The organism is Thioalkalivibrio halophilus (assembly GCF_001995255.1).
Lineage (GTDB): Bacteria > Pseudomonadota > Gammaproteobacteria > Ectothiorhodospirales > Ectothiorhodospiraceae > Thioalkalivibrio > Thioalkalivibrio halophilus.
The window spans coordinates 15,130-32,053 of the sequence record NZ_MUZR01000010.1; the positions used below are offsets into that span (position 1 = coordinate 15,130).

Here is a 16,924-nt window from a genome sequence, read left to right on the forward strand (position 1 = left end):
TTCAGGACCCCCGTCTGGATGCTGTTCGCGATTCTTTCAATCTTCGTGGTGGCGGCGCTGGCGCCCGTGGTGCATCGGGCGACCGGGCGCCACAGCGGCTGGGTTCTGGCCCTGCTGCCGGCGGCCCTGTTCGTTTATTTCGCGAGTTTCGTCCCGACTGTGGCGGCCGGCGAAACCGTGCGTCTGGCCTGGCAGTGGATGCCCGGGCTGGACGTCCAGTTCTCCTTCCTGATCGATGGCCTGTCGCTGATGTTCGCCCTGCTGATCGCGGGCATTGGCGTTTTCGTGGTCAGTTATGCCGGACGCTATCTGGAAGGCCACCGGGATCTCGGACGTTTCTATGTCCTGATCCTGTCGTTCATGGGCTCCATGCTGGGGCTGGTCCTGGCGGACAACATCATCCTGATGTTCATCTTCTGGGAGCTGACCAGCATCACCTCCTACCTGCTGATCGGCTTCAATCACGAGCAGCTGAAGGCGCGCAAGGCCGCCCTGCAGGGCCTGATCGTGACCGTCGGCGGTGGCCTGGCCCTGCTGGCCGGATTGGTGCTGCTGGGCGTGGCCTCCGGGTCCTGGGAGCTTTCGGAGATCCTCGCCGGCGAGGATTCGCTGCACGAGCATGCGCTGTATCTGCCGCTGGTGATCCTGATCCTGCTGGGTACCTTCACCAAGTCGGCGCAGTTCCCGTTCCATTTCTGGCTGCCGAATGCGATGGCCGCGCCCACGCCGGTGTCGGCCTACCTGCATTCCGCCACCATGGTGAAGGCGGGCGTGTACCTGATGGCCCGCCTGAATCCGGAGCTGGGCGGCACCGAACTGTGGACCTGGACACTCGGCCTGTTTGGCGCGGTGACCATGTTCACCGGCGCCTGGATGGCCATCCAGAGCACCGAGATCAAGAAGCTGCTGGCCTACTCCACGGTGATGGCGCTGGGCACGCTGACGATGCTGATCGGCATCGATTCGCCCTACGCCGCGATGGCCGGCGCGACTTTCCTTCTGGCGCACTCGCTGTACAAGGGCGCGCTGTTCATGCTCGCCGGTTCCATCGACCACGGCACCGGCGAGAAGGAAGTCCCGAACATGGGCGGGCTGCGCCGCGCGATGCCACTGACCGCCGCCTTCTCGGTGATTGCCGCGCTGTCGCTGGCCGGGCTGCCGCCGCTGTTCGGTTTCGTCGGCAAGGAGCTGATGCTCGAGGCGGCGCTGGGTGCGCCGGACGCGCTGGGCGTGGTCCTGCCGCTGCTGGCGGTGGCTTCGGCGATCCTGGTGGTGGCCGTGGCCGCCATCGTCGGCCTGCGGCCGTTCTTCGGCGCACGCCCGGAGTACGCGCGCACGCCGCATGAATCGCCCGGTGCGATGCTCGCCGGTCCGGCGGTGCTGGCCACCCTGGGCCTGATCTTCGGCATCTTCCCGGCCCTGGCGCAGCCGCTGGTGGTGGCCACGGCCACCTCCATCCACGGCGCCGATCCGGAGATGCAGCTCAAGCTGTGGCACGGCATCAACCTGCCGCTGGGCCTGTCCCTGCTGAGTCTCGCCGCGGGTCTGGTCATCTATCGCTTCTGGGATTCGGTGCGCGCCGGGATCGGCCGGGTCATGGCGCCGGCGTTCCGGGTTGCGCCGGAGCGCGGCTACGATCGTTTCATGGACGGGCTGGTGTGGTTCTCGGCGTTCCAGACCCGCGTTCTGCAGAACGGCTACCTGCGCACCTACGTGATGGTGACCATGCTGACCACCGTGGCCCTGGTGCTGGCGACCTTCGCCACCCTGGGCGGGCTTGAGATCACGGTCAGTTTCGCCGACATCCTGGTCCACGAGTGGGTGATCGCCGCGCTGGTGGCGCTGGCGGCGCTGTTCGTGGCGACCACCAACTCGCGTCTGGCGGCGGTGGCCTCGCTGGGCATCATCGGTTTCGGTGTGTCGCTGATCTACGTGTTCTTCAGCGCGCCGGACCTGGGCATCACCCAGGTCCTGGTGGAGACCCTGACCGTGATCCTGCTGGTGCTGGTGCTGTTCCGCCTGCCCGGGTTCCTGAAGTTCTCCAATCCGCTGACGCGGGTGCGTGACGTGATCGCCTCGCTGGTGGTGGGCGTGACCATGACCGCGGTCCTGATGGCCACCCTGGGCGTGCAGTACTTCCCGGCGATCTCCGAATACCACATCGCCGAGTCCGAGCCGTCGGCCTACGGGCGCAACATCGTCAACGTGATCCTGGTCGACTTCCGCGCCCTGGATACCCTGGGCGAGCTGTTCGTGCTCGCGCTGGCGGCGGTGGGCGTGTACGCGATGATCAAGTTCCGCGCGGAGGACCGCAAGTCATGATGGCCGGCTCGCTCATCCTGCAGACGGGGACGCGGCTGCTGCTGCCACTGCTGCTGCTGTTCTCGGTGTTCCTGCTGCTGCGTGGTCATGACGAGCCGGGCGGCGGGTTCATCGCCGGTCTGGTGGCGGCGATGGCGTTCGCGCTGTACATGTTCGCCTTCGATGTCTACAAGGCGCGCGCCATCCTGCGCATCGACCCGCGCAACATGCTGGGCATCGGTCTGCTGCTGGCGACCGTGTCGGGAGTGCCCGCGCTGTTGCAGGGGCGTGCCTATCTGACCTCGCTGTGGTGGGACGTGGAGGTCCCGCTGTTCGGCGAGCTCAAGCTCTCCACCCCGCTGGTGTTCGACATCGGCGTGTACCTCGTGGTGATCGGCACCGTGCTGACCATCGTCCTGGCCCTGGCGGAGGCGGAAGAATGACTGCGGAACCCCTGCTCGCGATCCTGGTGGGCGTGCTGTTTGCCACGGCCACCTACCTGATGTTGCGGCGCAGCCTGGTCAAGCTGGTGATCGGCCTGATCCTGCTGTCCAACGCCGCCAACCTGCTGATCTTTGCCACCTCGGGGCTGACCCGGGGTGCGCCGCCGCTGATCCCCGAAGGCATGCTCACGCCCGAAGGGCCGGTGGCCGACCCGTTGCCGCAGGCCCTGATCCTCACCGCGATCGTCATCAGCTTCGGTGTGCTCGCCTTTGCGGTGGTGCTGATCCATCGCGCCTATGAGGTCGTGGGTGCAGATGACCTGGACGAAATGAAGGATACGGACACGTGAGGATCGAGGTCGCCCTTCCGGTCATCATCCCCCTGTTTTTCGGGGCCCTCGCGCTTGCCGTCTGGCAATGGCGCGGGGTCCAGCGCGCGGTGGGCGTGCTGGGCAGCGCGGCGCTGACCGCGTCCGGTATCTGGCTGCTGGTCGCGGTGTGGAATGATGGCGTCCTGGCCATGCACATGGGGAGCTGGCAGGCGCCGTTCGGCATCGTGCTGGCGGCCGATCTGCTGAGCGCGACCATGGTCCTGCTCACCGGGGTGATGGGGCTGATCGTGGCCCTGTACTCGCTGGTGTCGATGACGCCGGATCACGAGCGCTTCGGCTACCACCCGCTGCTGCAGCTGCTGCTGGCCGGGGTGGCAGGGGCCTTCCTGACCGGGGACATCTTCAACCTGTATGTGTGGATCGAGGTCCTGCTGGTCGCGTCCTTCGCCCTGCTGATCCTGGGCGGGGAACGCGCACAGATGGAGGGGGCGATCAAGTACGTCACCCTCAATCTCATCTCCTCGCTGATTCTGCTGGCGGCGGTAGGCCTGACCTACGGCATGTTCGGTACCCTGAACATGGCGGATCTTGCCGCGAAGATGGGCGAGGCCGAGAATACCGGGCTGGTAACCGTGGTCGGCGTACTGTTCATGGTCGCCTTCGCCATCAAGGCCGCAGCCTTCCCGCTGTTCTTCTGGCTGCCGGCCTCCTACCACACCCCGCCGGTGGCGATCTCCGCGATCTTCGCCGCACTGCTGACCAAGGTCGGGGTGTATGCGCTGATCCGCTTCTTCACCCTGATGTTCACCGAGGCCCCGGAGGTCACCCAGACCATCCTGCTCTGGGGTTCCGGCTTCACCATGCTGGTAGGCGTGCTGGGCGCGGCGGCGCAGTTCGAGTTCCGCCGCATCCTGGCCTTCCACAGTGTCAGCCAGATCGGCTACATCATCATGGGGCTGGCGCTGCATACGCCGCTGGCGCTCGCCGGATCGCTGTTGTTCATCATCCATCACAGCGTGGTCAAGACCAACCTGTTCCTGATCAGCGGGATCTCCTATTTCGCCCGCGGGACGCACGAGCTGAAGGACCTGGGTGGCCTGTACCGTACCCACCCCGGGCTGTCGGTGCTGTTCCTGATCTCGGCCCTGTCGCTGGCCGGCCTGCCGCCACTGTCCGGCTTCCTGGTCAAGCTGATGCTGGTGCGCGCCGGTCTGGAGATCGAAGCCTACTGGATCGTGGGCATCGCCCTGCTGACCGGCCTGCTGACGTTCTACTCGATGGTGAAGATCTGGGCCGAGGCGTTCTGGAAGGCCGATCCACGTGGCGAGGAGGCCCCCGCCAACGGGGCCGCCTGGCCCGGCCGCGGCGGCCTGTGGCTGCTGTACGGTCCGGTGGCGGCGCTGGCGGCGCTGGCGGTGCTGATGGGCGTGGCGGCCGAGCCGTTCCTGCAGCTGTCGATCGCAGCGGGTGAGCAGATGCTGGATGTGGATGCCTATGTCGAGGCGATTCTGGGGGCCGACGCGCGATGAACCTGCTCGCACTCAACCTGCTGCTGGCGGTGGCCTGGATGATGCTGACCGGCAGCTTCACGGCCAACAGCCTGCTTGCCGGGCTGGTTTTCAGCTATCTGGCGCTGTGGGTCGCGTTCAACCGCAAGGCGGATCACAGCAGCTTCTTCTGGAAGGTGCCGAAAGTGATCTCGTTTATCGGCTTCTTCATCTATGATCTGGTCAAGGCCAACCTGGTAGTGGCCTGGGACGTGCTCACGCCCACCCATTTGATGAAGCCCGGCGTGATCGCATTCCCGCTGCGCGCCCATACCGATGCCCAGATCACCGTGCTGGCCAACCTGATCTCGGTGACACCGGGCACCCTCAGCCTGGATGTCTCCACCGATCGCAAGGTGCTGTACATTCATGCGATGTATCTGCAGGACGAGGACAAGCTGAGGCGCGAACTGCAGGACCTGGAAAGCCGCGTGATGGAGCTGATCGACTGATGCCGATTCTCGACTGGGCCGTGACCGCGACCTTCGTGATCCTCAGCCTGGCGCTGGTGATCATCTTCATCCGTCTGATCAAGGGACCGAGCCTGCCCGACCGGGTGGTGGCGCTGGAGCTGATCGCATCGTTGACGGTCGGGTTCATCGCGACCCATGCGGTGGCCACGCGCATGGCCAACTTCCTCGACGTGGCCGTGGTCCTGGCACTCACCGCGTTCCTCGCCGCGGTGGGCTTCGCGCGTTATCTGGAAAAGGGAGGGGAGCGTAGTGATGATTGAACTGCTCACCGCGTTCCTGTTGCTGCTGGGTTCGTTGCTGATGCTGCTGGCTGCCCTGGGCGCCCTGCGCATGCCGGACCTGCTGACGCGCATGCACGCGACGACCAAGGCGGGTGCTCTGGGGGGCGGGACCATGGTGGTAGCCGTCGCCGTGTTTTTCGATGATGGTGCGGTAACCGCGCGGGCGCTGGCGATCGTGGTGTTCATCATCCTCACCGCGCCGGTGGCCGCGCACCTGATCGGTCGCGCCGGGTATTTCGTCGGCATCCCGCTGTGGGAAGGCACCCTCAAGGACGAACTGAAGAATCGCTACGATCCCGAGACCCATACCCTTGCCTCGGAGGATTCCGAGGCCTCGTCCGGCTCCACCGAAAAACGCGACCACGACTGACTTCCCGCTCCCCGCAGGACGCCCGTCGGACTCGGTGATCCCCGCCGGAGCCGCTCGCGCAGAACCGCTCGCGCACAAAAAAGCCGGGGCCCGAAGGCCCCGGCAAGTTCACGCTTCTCGTACGAAGGGGTGTCCGGAGAGATGCCCGAATCAGGCTGCGTGGGTCTCCTTGGCCTCGCGCGCGGCCTTCGCCTCTTCGGGATCGTAGGCCGCGCCGGACCACAACATCTCGTAGGCGATCTCCTCGTTGCCGTTCTCGCACAGGTCCAGGACCTCCTGGAACAGCGGCTGGAAGGTCTCGCTGCGGTGCGACTCCTCGTGCTCCTCGAAGCTGCGCCAGAAGGTGATGATCAGCGCTTCCTTGTCCTTCATCGGGCTCTCCACGGCCTGGCCGATGGTGGAACCCTCGTTGGACACCGAGCCCGAGTTCAGGGCCACGAAGCCGCCGACAAAGCCGCTGTCCGAGTGGTAGGTCTTCACGTTCTCGCACAGTACGGCCACGCGTTCCTGCAGGTCGTCGATGCTGTATTCCGGCTTGAGGATGACCCGGTTGATGGTCACCACGCCGTCCGGCGGAAAGTTCTGGATCAGGTTGCTCATAACGTCCTCCTTGGTTTGAGGAAGATGCCCGGGGGCATTGTGGCTTCATTCAGCGAATCAGAATGTGCTGAATGAATTGTTGACCAATTTACTCAGAAATAGGTGGCACGCAACAAAGGCACAAGGGCCGAAGGGCCTGTGGAAACCGGGGTTGTGTCGCCGGGCCGGTCTCGGTATCGTTCATTCCAAAGAATATTGGAATGATAGTTACACCGGGATGGACGAGCGCGAACTGAAGGATGTGCTGTACGAGCAGGTGGCGCGGATTACGCGCGCCGCGGCCAGCCCCAGGCGCCTGGAGCTGATCGAGGTGCTGGTGCAGGGCGAGAAGACCGTCGAGCAGTTGGCGGCGGACACCGACATCAGCGTCAAACTGGCCAGTGCCCACCTCAAGGCCCTGCGCGAGGCCCGTCTGGTGGAGGCTCGTCGCGCCGGGCGTCATGTCCACTATCGTCTCGCTGGCCGCCACGTCGCGGACTTCTGGGTGGTGCTGCGTTCGCTGGCCGAGGAGCGCCTTCTGGAGCTGCAGGCGGCCACCCGCGAGCTGACCGAGTGCGCCGACGAGCTGGCCCCGGTCGCCGGTCCGGAACTGCTGGAACAGGCCCGGCGCGGCGACGTGGTGGTGCTGGACGTGCGCCCCGGGGTCGAGTACGCCGCCGGGCATCTCCCCTGCGCGCGCTCCATCCCGCTGCAAGAGCTGAATCAGCGCCTGCAGGAACTGCCGGCCGACCGCCCGGTGGTCGCTTACTGCCGTGGCCCCTACTGCCTGATGGCGAAAGAGGCCGTCGCCCTGCTGCGCGAGCACGGGATCGCTGCGCAACGCGTGGAGGAGGGCGTGGCCGAATGGCGCCACGCGGGCCTGCCGCTGACCGACGAGCGGGACTGACGCGGCCGGGCCCCGGCCGCGAGACAACGCATTTCCAGAGGAAACCGGAACATGGACAAGCACAAGGCCGCCGAGGCCTACGATCACATCACGCACGGGATCCGCGAGAACCTCGGGCAGTTCAGCCAGCAGCTGATCCAGGTTTTCTTCGTCGGCCTGACGATCGGGATGATGCGTACGGTCATCCCGGCGCTGGCCGAGGAGGAGTTCGGCGTCGCCGAGGGCTCGTTCATGCTGCTGACGGCCTTCGTGGTGGCCTTCGGTATCGTGAAGGGGGCGCTCAATTTCGTCGCCGGCCGGCTGTCCGAGCGCATGGGCCGCAAGAATGTCCTGCTGCTGGGCTGGCTGTCGGCCATCCCGATCCCGTTCATGATCCTGTACGCCCCGACCTGGGGCTGGATCGTGGCGGCGACCGTGTTGCTGGGCGTGAACCAGGGTCTGGCCTGGTCGATGACCCAGACCGCCAAGATGGACATCACCCGGGCCGACGAGCGCGGCTTCACCATGGGGATGAACGAGTTCTCCGGCTATGTCGGGGTGGCGGTCGCCGGGATTGTTACCGGCTACATGGCGGCGGCGTTCGGTCCGCGTGTCGGTCTGCTGATCTTCGGTCTGGTGGTGATCGCGCTGGCGATCCTCATGACCGTGCTGCTGGTGCGCGAGACCCTGGATTGGGCGAAGGCCGAAGGGGCTCGCCACGCGGCCGGCCGCAACGACGGGCCGGTGGCGCGCTATCCGCAGAACATCGCGGATTCACCCACGACCTGGCAGGTGTTCACCCTGATGTCCTGGCGCGATCGCCGCATGGCCGCGTTTTCCCAGGCCGGCCTGGTGGAGAAGTTCGTGGATGCCCTGGTGTGGGTGTTCTACCCGGTGTTCCTCTATCAGCAGGGGCTCAGCCTTGCGGCCATTGGCTGGGTGGTCGGGATCTACGGTTTCGTCTGGGGCGGTTCCCAGTTTGCCACCGGACGGCTGTCTGACCACATTGGCCGCATGAAGCCGATCGTCTGGGGCATGTGGATCTGCGGTGCCGGGGTGGCCCTGACCCTGCTCGGCCAGGGCGTGTTTTGGTGGTCGTTCGCTGCGGCCGTGACCGGCTTCGGCATGGCGTTGCTGTACCCCAACCTGAGTGCCGCGGTGGCCGACATCGCGCATCCGAACTGGCGCGGTTCGGCGATCGGCACCTACCGTTTCTGGCGTGACCTGGGTTACGGGATCGGTGCGCTGGGGCTGGGTATCGTGGCCCATGTGGGCGGTACGGTGGACTGGGGTTTCTGGTTCGTGGCCATCGCCATGTTCTTGTCCGGTGCAGCCGTCTGGTGGTGGGGCGAGGAGACCCATCCGCGCCTGAACCCGGCCGACCCGCAGTAGGCCACCGCCGGGGTCGCAGCGGGCCGCACCGACCCCCGGCCGGAGCCCGGTCGGAGCCCGGCGCGTGCAGGCACGCCGGGCCGGCTTTTCCGTCACGGGATCGGGGCGTTGGCGCGGGGCGACCGCGGTCCGTACACTGCCCGCACATGACGGAATCCAACCCCCTGACCCGGCTGCGCGAGATCATGGCGCGACTGCGCGACCCCGAGCACGGCTGTGCCTGGGACCGTGCGCAGACTGCCGCCAGCATCGTCCCGCATACCCTCGAAGAGGCCTATGAGCTGGCCGACGCCGTCGCGCGTGACGCCGGTGACGCGGCCTCCACCGCCGAGCTGCGGGAAGAACTCGGGGACCTGCTGTTTCAGGTGGTCTTCCAGGCGCGCATCGCCGAGGAAGCCGGGCGCTTCGATCTGGATGACGTCGCGCGCGGGATCGCCGACAAGCTGGTGCGGCGCCATCCGCACGTGTTTGCCGGCCACGCCTTCGGTGACGATGCCGAACGCGAGGCAGCCTGGGAGGACGACAAGGCCGCCTCCCGCGAGCAGCGGGGCCATGCCAGCGCGATGGACGACATCCCGCTGGCGCTGCCGGCGCTGGCGCGCGCGGTCAAGACCCAGCGGCGGGCCGCGCGTGACGGCTTCGACTGGGACGACGCCGGGCCTGTGGTCGACAAGATCCATGAGGAAATGGCCGAGGTGAGCGTGGCCGTGGCCGAGGGCGTGGACCCGGATGCGGTGGCCGAGGAGGTGGGCGACGTGCTGTTCGCCGTGTCCAACTGGGCGCGCCACCTGGGCGTGGATCCCGAGGGCGCCCTGCGCGGGAGTACCCGCAAGTTCGAGGCGCGCTATCGGCGCATGGAGGCCCTGGCGGCTGCCGAGGGGCAGTCGCTGGATGCGCTGGGATTCGACGCCCAGGAGCGCCTGTACCAGCGGGCCCGTCGCCAGCTGCGCGGCGAATCGGACGAACCCGAAGACCCGCAAGCCTGAGCGCGCGGACCGTCAGCCCGCCGTCCGCCCCGGGCCACCGTGCCGGTGGACCAACCCCCTGAACGATCCCGACAACCCACAAGGAATCCCGAATGGAACATGGCCCGGACTCGTTGCCCGACCACTTCATGCCGGCGCGCATCGAGCGCATCGAACAGGTTACCCCGCTGATCCGGACCTTCACCCTGGCGGCGGATCCGCAGCGTTTTGTCTCGCGTGCCGGGCAGTGGCTGGATCTGGTGATCCCGCAGGGCGAGGCGAAGCCGTTCGTTGGCGGGTATTCGGTGGTCTCGCCGCCGCGCGACGACGGCCGGTTGCAGCTGGCCATCAAGTACGCCGATCACCACGCCGCGACCCATCACCTGCATACCGCCGCGCGCGAGGGCGATACCGTCTACATCACCGCGGGGCAGGGCGATTTCTTCTTCGAGCGCGGCATGGCCGACAACGTGGTGCTGCTGGGCGCCGGTATCGGCGTGACGCCGCTGTTCAGCATCCTGCGCTACGTGCACGAATCGGCCCCCGAGGTGAACGCGCATCTGGTCTACAGCGTCGCGCGGCGCGACGAGGTCCTGTTCCCCGAGGAGCTGGAGCGCCTCGCTTCAGCGTCGAATATCGACGTGACCCTGACCGTAACGCGTGAAGCCGAGGACTGGCTGGGGCATACCGGGCGCATCTCGCACCCGTTGCTGGAGTCGCTGGAGCTGCCGCGCGACGCGCTGTTCTATTTCTGCGGCTCGCGCGAGTTCATCGAGGACATGGCGACCCTGCTGGGCGACTGGGGTATCCCCGAGACGCAGCTCAAATACGAGAAGTGGTGGTAGGCACTGCGCGGGCGGCGGTTCAGCGGTCGTCGTCCAGCCGCAGCGACAGGTCCACCGCCCGCAGGTGCTTGGTCAGCGCCCCCACCGAGATGTAGTCCACGCCGGACGCGGCGACCTTTAGCAGGGTATCGGCCGAGACTCCGCCGGAGGCCTCGGAGATGGCGCGCCCGCGGATGCGCCGCACCGCCTCCGCGCGATCGCCGGTCTTCAGCTCGTCCAGCATGATCACGTCGGCCCCGGCCTCCAGTGCCTGGTCGACCTCGTCCAGGTTCTCGGTCTCCACCTCCACCCAGCGACCCGCGCCCAGTGTCCGGGCCTGCTGCACCGCGGCGGCGATGGAGCCGCAGGCGGCGATGTGGTTTTCCTTGATCAGCACCGCGTCCCACAGGCCCAGGCGGTGGTTGTGGCCGCCGCCGATGCGCACCGCGTACTTCTGCGCGTGGCGCAGGCCGGGCAGGGTCTTGCGGGTGTCGAGGATGCGCGCGTGGTGGTCCTGCAGGCGCGCTACCCAGCGAGCGGTTTCGGTGGCGGTGCCGGACAGGGTCTGCAGCAGGTTGAGGGCGGCGCGCTCGCCGGCCAGCAGCGCGCGGGCCGGGCCCTCGATGCGGGCGATCCGGGTCTCGGCCGCGCAGGCCTCGCCCTCGGCGACCGCCCATTCGATGCGCAGGTTCGGGTCCAGGCGGGCAAGCACGCGTTCCGCCCAGGGCTGGCCGCAGATGACGGCGTCCTCGCGCAGCCACAGCGAGGCGCGCGCATGGCGCCCGGCCGGCACCAGCGCTGCGGTCACGTCGGCGGCCATGCCTCCGGGGCCGAGATCCTCCTCCAGTGCCGCGGCCACCTCGCGTTCCAGTGCGGCGGGGTCGGGTGCGGCAGGGCCGCGGACGAACGGGTCGCGGGGGGCGGTGTCGGTCATGACGGGTCTCCGTCGGAGCGGGATGCCGGGCGGTTGCTGGCGGTCCCGGGGGCTGCCTTGCGGTCTGACTCGGCGCCGGCATCCGTTCCCTGCGGATGTGTACCCGTTACGGCCAGCTCCAGCGAGCCGCGGGCCAGGCGGGCATGGACCGCGCTGCCGGTGGAGACCGCCGCGGCATCGCGCAGGAGCTCGCCGGCCTCGGTGGCGAGGATGGCGTAGCCGCGTTGCAGCACCGCGGTCGGGTCCAGGGAGCGCAGCTGGCGCCGGCTGGCCTCGAACTGGCGTCGTTGCGCGTCCAGTTGCCGGCGGGTCGTCCCCTCGAGACGTGCCTGCAGGCGTCGCAGGTGTTCGCGCCGCGCGGCCAGATCCCGATCGGGCCGCTGGTGCTGCAGGCGGTTGTGCAGGTGCTCCAGGCGCAGCCGGGCCTGCTGCAGGCGCGCCCCGGGGGAGGCGCCGGCCAGCCGCAGCCGAGCCCGATGCACCCGTTGCTCGGCCCGTTCATGGTTCAGGCGCCAGGCTCTTTGCAGGCGTTCGCGCTGTTCATCCAGGCGCTGGTCGTGGCGCTCGAGGAGCTGGCGCGGATGGCGGCGCTGCAGCCGTGTGGCCAGGGCCTCCAGGCGCGCGCGGTCGGTGGTGATGCGGCGCTCCAGGCGTTGTTCCAGGCGGGCGCGGATCTCGCCGAGCTGCTGGCGCAGGGCCGGGCCGTCGGGGCTGACCGCCTCGGCCGCGGCAGTGGGGGTGGAGGCGCGCAGGTCGGCGACGAAATCGGCGATGGTGACGTCGCTTTCGTGGCCCACGCCGGTCACCACGGGGATCGGACAGGCGGCGATCGCGCGCGCCACGTTCTCCTCGTTGAATGCCTGCAGATCCTCCAGCGAGCCGCCGCCGCGGGCCAGCAGTAGTACGTCCACTGCCTGCTCCGCGCCGGCGCGTTCCAGCGCGGCGACGATCTGGTCGGCGGCGGCCGCGCCCTGCACCGCGGTGGGGTAGAGGGTGACCGGCAGCAGCAGCGGGAAGCGCCGCGCCAGGGTGCGTTCGATGTCGTGGCGCACGTCGCCCTGGGCGGAGGTGATGACCCCCAGGCGGTGGGTCCAGGCGGGCAGCGGGCGCTTGCGCGCCGGGTCGAACAGGCCCTCGGCTTCGAGCTGCTTCTTCAGCCGCTGGAAGGCGGCCAGCAGCCGGCCCTCGCCGGCCGGCTCCAGCCGCTCGACCACGATCTGGAACTGCCCGCGGGCCGGGTAGATGCCCGCGCGCCCGCCCACCTGCACCGCGTCGCCGTCGGCGAAGGGCGCCGCGCGCCGGGCGTTGCCGCGGAACAGCACGCAGTTGACGCTGGCGTTCTCGTCCTTCAGCGAGAAGTACTGGTGGCCCGACGGGTAGCGGCGCAGGTTGGAGACCTCGCCCTCGACCCGCACCGATCCCAGCCCGTCGCGCAGCAGTCCGTCCGCGCACTGGTTCAGCTGGGCCACGGTCAGGACCGCGGCGGAATCATTCATTCGCCGCCTCCGAATACGCGTTCCAGCAGTTCGGTGCCGCGCCCGACCGGGTCGGCCCGCAGCGCCGCCTCTTCCTTTGCCAGGGTGTCGAACAGACCGGACATCGCGTAGCCCAGTACGTGGTCCACCGGATCGAAGGCGATGTCGGCGACGAACGGGATGTCCTCGACCTCGGCCAGCAGGTCGTTGTAGGCGCTGATGGCACCGGATTCGCGCAGGGCTTCGTCGATGACCGGTTCCATGCGCGCGGCCAGCGGGTCGCTCATGCGGGTCTCGAAGTGGCGGGTGGCGGCATCGTCGGGGCCCCGGATGATCTCGCGGGCCTCGTCCAGGGTCAGGTCCTCGATGGCGTCCAGGAACAGTTCGCGGGCCTGCGGGGCGGCATCCTCGGCGGCCCGGTTCATGCGTTCGTGCAGGTCGTCGACCGGGCCCGCCGCACCGAAGCGGTCGAGGGTGTCGCGCGTGGACTGCACCAGCCCGGGCAGCGGGATGCGCACCTCCGGGTTCCCCCAGAAGCCGTCGTGGCGCGCCAGTTCGCCGGTGGCGTTGCGGGTGGCGATGGACAGCGCCTCGCGCAGGGCGTCGATGCGCTCGTCCTGGCTTAGAGCGCTGCCATTGTCGCCCCCGGTCAGGCTTCCCAGGGCCTCGCGGCCGCGTTCCCACCAGTCGGCGCCGGCGGGTGCGGCGGCCAGCAGCGCGGTTGCCGGCAGGAGGCGGAACAGGAACCGGCGGCGGCCGGCAAGACGGGATGTCGATGACATGTCTGGACCCTTCGGAATGCGGAGATACAAGGGTAACTTCGCAGCGCTGCGGATGCGACGCACCTGCCCGATCCGCCTTTACCCGTCAAGCCCCGGATTCTATACTGTTCGGCTCTTTCCTCCCGGTCCCCGGGCCCTGTCTGGAGTGGTGCATGCGGATACTCGGTGAAGCCCTGACCTTCGATGACGTTCTGCTGATTCCCGGGCATTCGAACGTCATCCCGCGCGACGTCGATATCTCCACCCGGATCAGTCGCGGCATCACCCTCAGCGCGCCGCTGGTCTCCGCGGCCATGGATACGGTGACCGAGGCCAGCCTGGCGATCGCCATGGCGCAGGAGGGTGGCATCGGCATCGTGCACAAGAACATGCCGGCCGAGGCCCAGGCCCGCGAGGTCTGGCAGGTGAAGAAGTACGAGAGCGGGGTGATCAGCGAGCCGATCACCGTGGGGCCGAACGCCTCCATTGGCGACGTGGTGCGGCTCACACGGGACAGCCACATCTCCGGGGTGCCGGTGGTGGACGGCACCGATCTGCACGGGATCGTCACCTCGCGCGACCTGCGCTTCGAGACCCGTATGGAGGCCCCCGTCTCCGAGATCATGACCCCGCGCGAACGGCTGGTGACGGTGCGCGAGGGTGCCGGGCGCGAGGAGATCCTCGGGCTGCTGCACAAGCACCGCATCGAGAAGGTGCTGGTGGTCAACGACGCCTTCGAGCTGCGCGGCATGATCACCGTGAAGGATATCCAGAAGTCCACCGAACACCCGTATGCCAGCAAGGACGAGCGCGGCCGCCTGCGCGTGGGTGCCGCGGTGGGCGTGGGCGAGGGAACCGACGAGCGCGTGGCCGCGCTGGTCGAGGCCGGTGTGGACCTGGTCGTGGTGGATACCGCGCATGGCCACTCGCAGGGCGTGCTCGACCGCGTGGCCTGGGTGAAGAAGCACTACCCGGACGTGCAGGTGGTGGGCGGCAACATCGCCACCGCCGATGCGGCGAAGGACCTGGTGGCCGCCGGCGCCGACGGAGTGAAGGTCGGTATCGGCCCGGGCTCGATCTGCACCACCCGCGTGGTGGCCGGGGTCGGCGTGCCCCAGATCACCGCGATCTCCGAGGTGGCCGGGGCCCTGGAAGGGACCGACGTGCCGCTGATCGCGGATGGCGGCGTGCGCTTCTCCGGCGATCTCGCCAAGGCGGTGGCCGCCGGCGCCCATTGCGTGATGCTGGGCTCGATGTTCGCCGGCACCGAGGAGGCGCCGGGCGAGGTCGAGCTCTACCAGGGGCGTTCGTACAAGATCTACCGCGGCATGGGGTCGCTGGGCGCGATGCAGCAGGGTTCCTCCGACCGCTACTTCCAGGATCCGAATGCCCCGGCCGACAAGTTCGTCCCCGAGGGCATCGAGGGCCGGGTGCCGTACAAGGGCTCGATCGTCGCCATCATCTATCAGTTGATGGGCGGCCTGCGCTCCTCGATGGGCTACGTGGGCGCGCAGAACATCGCCGAAATGCGCAGCAAACCACAGTTCGTGCGCGTGACGGCCGCCGGCATGCGCGAGAGCCACGTGCATGACGTGGCGATCACCAAGGAAGCCCCGAACTATCGCATGGACTGATTCGGCCCGCCGGCCGGATCCCCGACACACCCCCCGGCCGCCCGGCCGGGGCAGTGGATGACCTCATGACCCAGGATCTGCACGCCCACCGCATTCTGGTACTGGACTTCGGTTCCCAGTACACCCAGCTGATCGCCCGCCGCGTCCGCGAGGCCGGAGTCTATTCCGAGGTGCATGCCTGGGACATGCCGGCGGAGGACATCCGCGCGTTCGCGCCCACCGGCATCATCCTTTCGGGCGGGCCCGAATCGGTGAACGTCGAGGCACCGCCGCGCGCCGAGGACGTGGTGTTCGAGCTGGGCGCGCCGGTGCTGGGCATCTGCTACGGCATGCAGACCATGGCCGCACAGCTGGGCGGGCGCGTCGAACCCTCCGAACGCCGCGAGTTCGGCTATGCCCAGGTGCGTGCCCGCGGCCATACCCCGCTGCTGCGCAATATCGAGGACCACACCACGCCCGAGGGCTACGGGATGCTCGACGTGTGGATGTCGCACGGCGATCACGTGACCGAGCTGCCGGAAGGCTTCCGCCTGATGGCCTCCACCGACTCCGCGCCGATCGCCGGCATGGCCGACCCGGACCGCGGCTTCTACGGCGTGCAGTTCCACCCCGAGGTCACGCATACCACCCAGGGGCAGCGGATCCTCGAACGCTTCATCTACGAGATCTGCGGCTGCGAGGCGCTGTGGACCGCCGACAACATCATCGAGGACATGGCCGCGCGGGTGCGCGAGCAGGTCGGCGACCAGCGCGTGGTGCTGGGCCTGTCCGGCGGGGTGGATTCCTCGGTGGTCGGCGCGTTGCTGCACAAGGCGATCGGTGATCAGCTCACGTGCGTGTTCGTGGACACCGGCCTGCTGCGCGAGGGCGAGGGCGACCAGGTGATGGCGACCTTTGCCCGTCATCTGGGCGTGAACGTGATCCGCGTGGATGCCGAGGACCGCTTCATGAGCGCCCTGGCCGGTATCGAGGACCCCGAGGCCAAGCGCAAGATCATCGGCGGGCTGTTCATCGACGTCTTCGACGAAGAGGCGGGCAAGCTCGAGAACGTGAAGTGGCTGGCCCAGGGCACGATCTACCCGGACGTGATCGAGTCGGCCGACTCCAAGACCGGCAAGGCCCACGTGATCAAGTCGCATCACAACGTGGGCGGCCTGCCGGAGAACATGAAGCTGGGGCTGGTCGAGCCGCTGCGCGAGCTGTTCAAGGACGAGGTGCGCAAGATCGGCGTCGAGCTGGGCCTGCCTACCGAGATGGTCTACCGCCATCCGTTCCCCGGGCCCGGCCTGGGCGTGCGCATCCTCGGCGAGGTGAAGAAGGAATACGCCGATCTGCTGCGGCGGGCGGATGCGATCTTCATCGAGGAACTGCGCAAGGCCGACCTGTACGACCGGACTTCGCAGGCGTTTGCGGTCTTCCTGCCGGTCAAGTCGGTGGGGGTCATGGGCGACGGCCGGCGCTACGACTACGTGGTCGCGCTGCGCGCGGTGGAGACCATCGACTTCATGACCGCCCGCTGGGCTCATCTGCCGTACGAATTCCTCGACCACGTCTCGCGGCGCATCATCAACGAGATCCCCGGGATCTCGCGCGTCACCTACGACATCTCCGGCAAGCCCCCCGCTACCATCGAGTGGGAGTGACCGGAACGGGCGGGCATCGCAGCCGGGGCTTCATGACCCGGCAGTCGAGCGATGCCCATGCCGCAGGTGACGGCCAGGACAGCC

The 16,924-nt window shown here is 68.1% G+C and carries 17 protein-coding genes; 13 read left to right on the plus strand and 4 right to left on the minus strand.

The window, feature by feature from the left end; genetic code table 11:
* Positions 1–18 precede the first annotated feature (18 nt).
* The 7 genes from B1A74_RS04050 to mnhG are packed head-to-tail and all read left to right on the plus strand — an operon-like array spanning position 19 to position 5,747.
* Positions 19–2,322 (plus strand): putative monovalent cation/H+ antiporter subunit A, encoded by a 2,304-nt coding sequence (locus B1A74_RS04050; protein WP_077243842.1) that lies wholly within the window; start codon positions 19–21, stop codon positions 2,320–2,322.
* Positions 2,319–2,744 carry a Na+/H+ antiporter subunit B gene (locus B1A74_RS04055; RefSeq protein ID WP_018946994.1) on the plus strand — a complete coding sequence of 142 codons (426 nt, stop codon included), beginning with the start codon at positions 2,319–2,321 and terminating at the stop codon, positions 2,742–2,744. The genes B1A74_RS04050 and B1A74_RS04055 overlap by 4 nt, the downstream gene beginning before the upstream one ends.
* The gene (locus B1A74_RS04060) at positions 2,741–3,094 is read left to right on the plus strand and encodes a Na+/H+ antiporter subunit C (protein ID WP_018946995.1); all 354 of its coding nucleotides are present in this window, start codon (positions 2,741–2,743) and stop codon (positions 3,092–3,094) included. Before B1A74_RS04055 ends, B1A74_RS04060 begins: the two co-directional genes overlap by 4 nt.
* Entirely contained in the window at positions 3,091–4,605 is a 1,515-nt protein-coding gene (locus tag B1A74_RS04065; protein ID WP_018946996.1) for a Na+/H+ antiporter subunit D, read from the plus strand. The genes B1A74_RS04060 and B1A74_RS04065 overlap by 4 nt, the downstream gene beginning before the upstream one ends.
* On the plus strand, positions 4,602–5,075 hold the full coding sequence (locus B1A74_RS04070; RefSeq protein ID WP_018946997.1) for a Na+/H+ antiporter subunit E: 474 nt from the start codon (positions 4,602–4,604) through the stop codon (positions 5,073–5,075). Before B1A74_RS04065 ends, B1A74_RS04070 begins: the two co-directional genes overlap by 4 nt.
* A complete protein-coding gene (locus B1A74_RS04075) occupies positions 5,075–5,356 on the plus strand; it encodes an MrpF/PhaF family protein (protein ID WP_018946998.1) in 282 nt (93 codons plus the stop codon). The genes B1A74_RS04070 and B1A74_RS04075 overlap by 1 nt, the downstream gene beginning before the upstream one ends.
* Positions 5,349–5,747 carry a monovalent cation/H(+) antiporter subunit G gene (mnhG, locus tag B1A74_RS04080; protein ID WP_018946999.1) on the plus strand — a complete coding sequence of 133 codons (399 nt, stop codon included), beginning with the start codon at positions 5,349–5,351 and terminating at the stop codon, positions 5,745–5,747. The genes B1A74_RS04075 and mnhG overlap by 8 nt, the downstream gene beginning before the upstream one ends.
* A 150-nt stretch (positions 5,748–5,897) precedes the next feature.
* Here the strand turns inward: mnhG and B1A74_RS04085 are convergent, their stop codons facing one another.
* Positions 5,898–6,347, minus strand: a complete 450-nt coding sequence (locus B1A74_RS04085) for a hypothetical protein (protein WP_018947000.1) — start codon at positions 6,345–6,347, stop codon at positions 5,898–5,900.
* Between the two features lie 217 nt (positions 6,348–6,564).
* On the opposite strand from B1A74_RS04085, the gene B1A74_RS04090 reads away from it, so the two are divergent.
* From B1A74_RS04090 to B1A74_RS04105, 4 genes are all read left to right on the plus strand, one after another.
* Positions 6,565–7,233 carry an ArsR/SmtB family transcription factor gene (locus B1A74_RS04090; protein WP_077243843.1) on the plus strand — a complete coding sequence of 223 codons (669 nt, stop codon included), beginning with the start codon at positions 6,565–6,567 and terminating at the stop codon, positions 7,231–7,233.
* Positions 7,234–7,284: 51 nt separating this feature from the next.
* Positions 7,285–8,604 (plus strand): MFS transporter, encoded by a 1,320-nt coding sequence (locus B1A74_RS04095; protein WP_018947002.1) that lies wholly within the window; start codon positions 7,285–7,287, stop codon positions 8,602–8,604.
* 146 nt (positions 8,605–8,750) lie between these two features.
* A complete protein-coding gene (gene mazG / locus B1A74_RS04100; protein ID WP_077243844.1) occupies positions 8,751–9,590 on the plus strand; it encodes a nucleoside triphosphate pyrophosphohydrolase in 840 nt (279 codons plus the stop codon).
* A gap of 92 nt (positions 9,591–9,682) precedes the next feature.
* A complete protein-coding gene (locus tag B1A74_RS04105) occupies positions 9,683–10,414 on the plus strand; it encodes a ferredoxin--NADP reductase (protein ID WP_077243845.1) in 732 nt (243 codons plus the stop codon).
* Positions 10,415–10,433: 19 nt separating this feature from the next.
* Here B1A74_RS04105 and nadC read toward each other — a convergent pair whose 3' ends face one another.
* Genes nadC through B1A74_RS04120 form a run of 3 tightly spaced genes read right to left on the minus strand, consistent with a single transcriptional unit; the run spans position 10,434 to position 13,584 of the window.
* Complete coding sequence (nadC, locus tag B1A74_RS04110; protein WP_077243846.1) at positions 10,434–11,327, minus strand: carboxylating nicotinate-nucleotide diphosphorylase; 894 nt, start codon at positions 11,325–11,327, stop codon at positions 10,434–10,436.
* Positions 11,324–12,823, minus strand: coding sequence for an exodeoxyribonuclease VII large subunit (xseA, locus tag B1A74_RS04115; RefSeq protein WP_018947006.1), 1,500 nt, complete (start codon positions 12,821–12,823; stop codon positions 11,324–11,326). Before xseA ends, nadC begins: the two co-directional genes overlap by 4 nt.
* A complete protein-coding gene (locus B1A74_RS04120) occupies positions 12,820–13,584 on the minus strand; it encodes a DUF4197 domain-containing protein (protein ID WP_018947007.1) in 765 nt (254 codons plus the stop codon). Before B1A74_RS04120 ends, xseA begins: the two co-directional genes overlap by 4 nt.
* Positions 13,585–13,736: 152 nt before the next feature.
* On the opposite strand from B1A74_RS04120, the gene guaB reads away from it, so the two are divergent.
* A complete protein-coding gene (gene guaB, locus B1A74_RS04125) occupies positions 13,737–15,197 on the plus strand; it encodes an IMP dehydrogenase (RefSeq protein WP_077243847.1) in 1,461 nt (486 codons plus the stop codon).
* A gap of 65 nt (positions 15,198–15,262) precedes the next feature.
* Positions 15,263–16,840 (plus strand): glutamine-hydrolyzing GMP synthase, encoded by a 1,578-nt coding sequence (gene guaA / locus B1A74_RS04130; RefSeq protein WP_077243864.1) that lies wholly within the window; start codon positions 15,263–15,265, stop codon positions 16,838–16,840.
* Positions 16,841–16,924 lie beyond the last annotated feature (84 nt).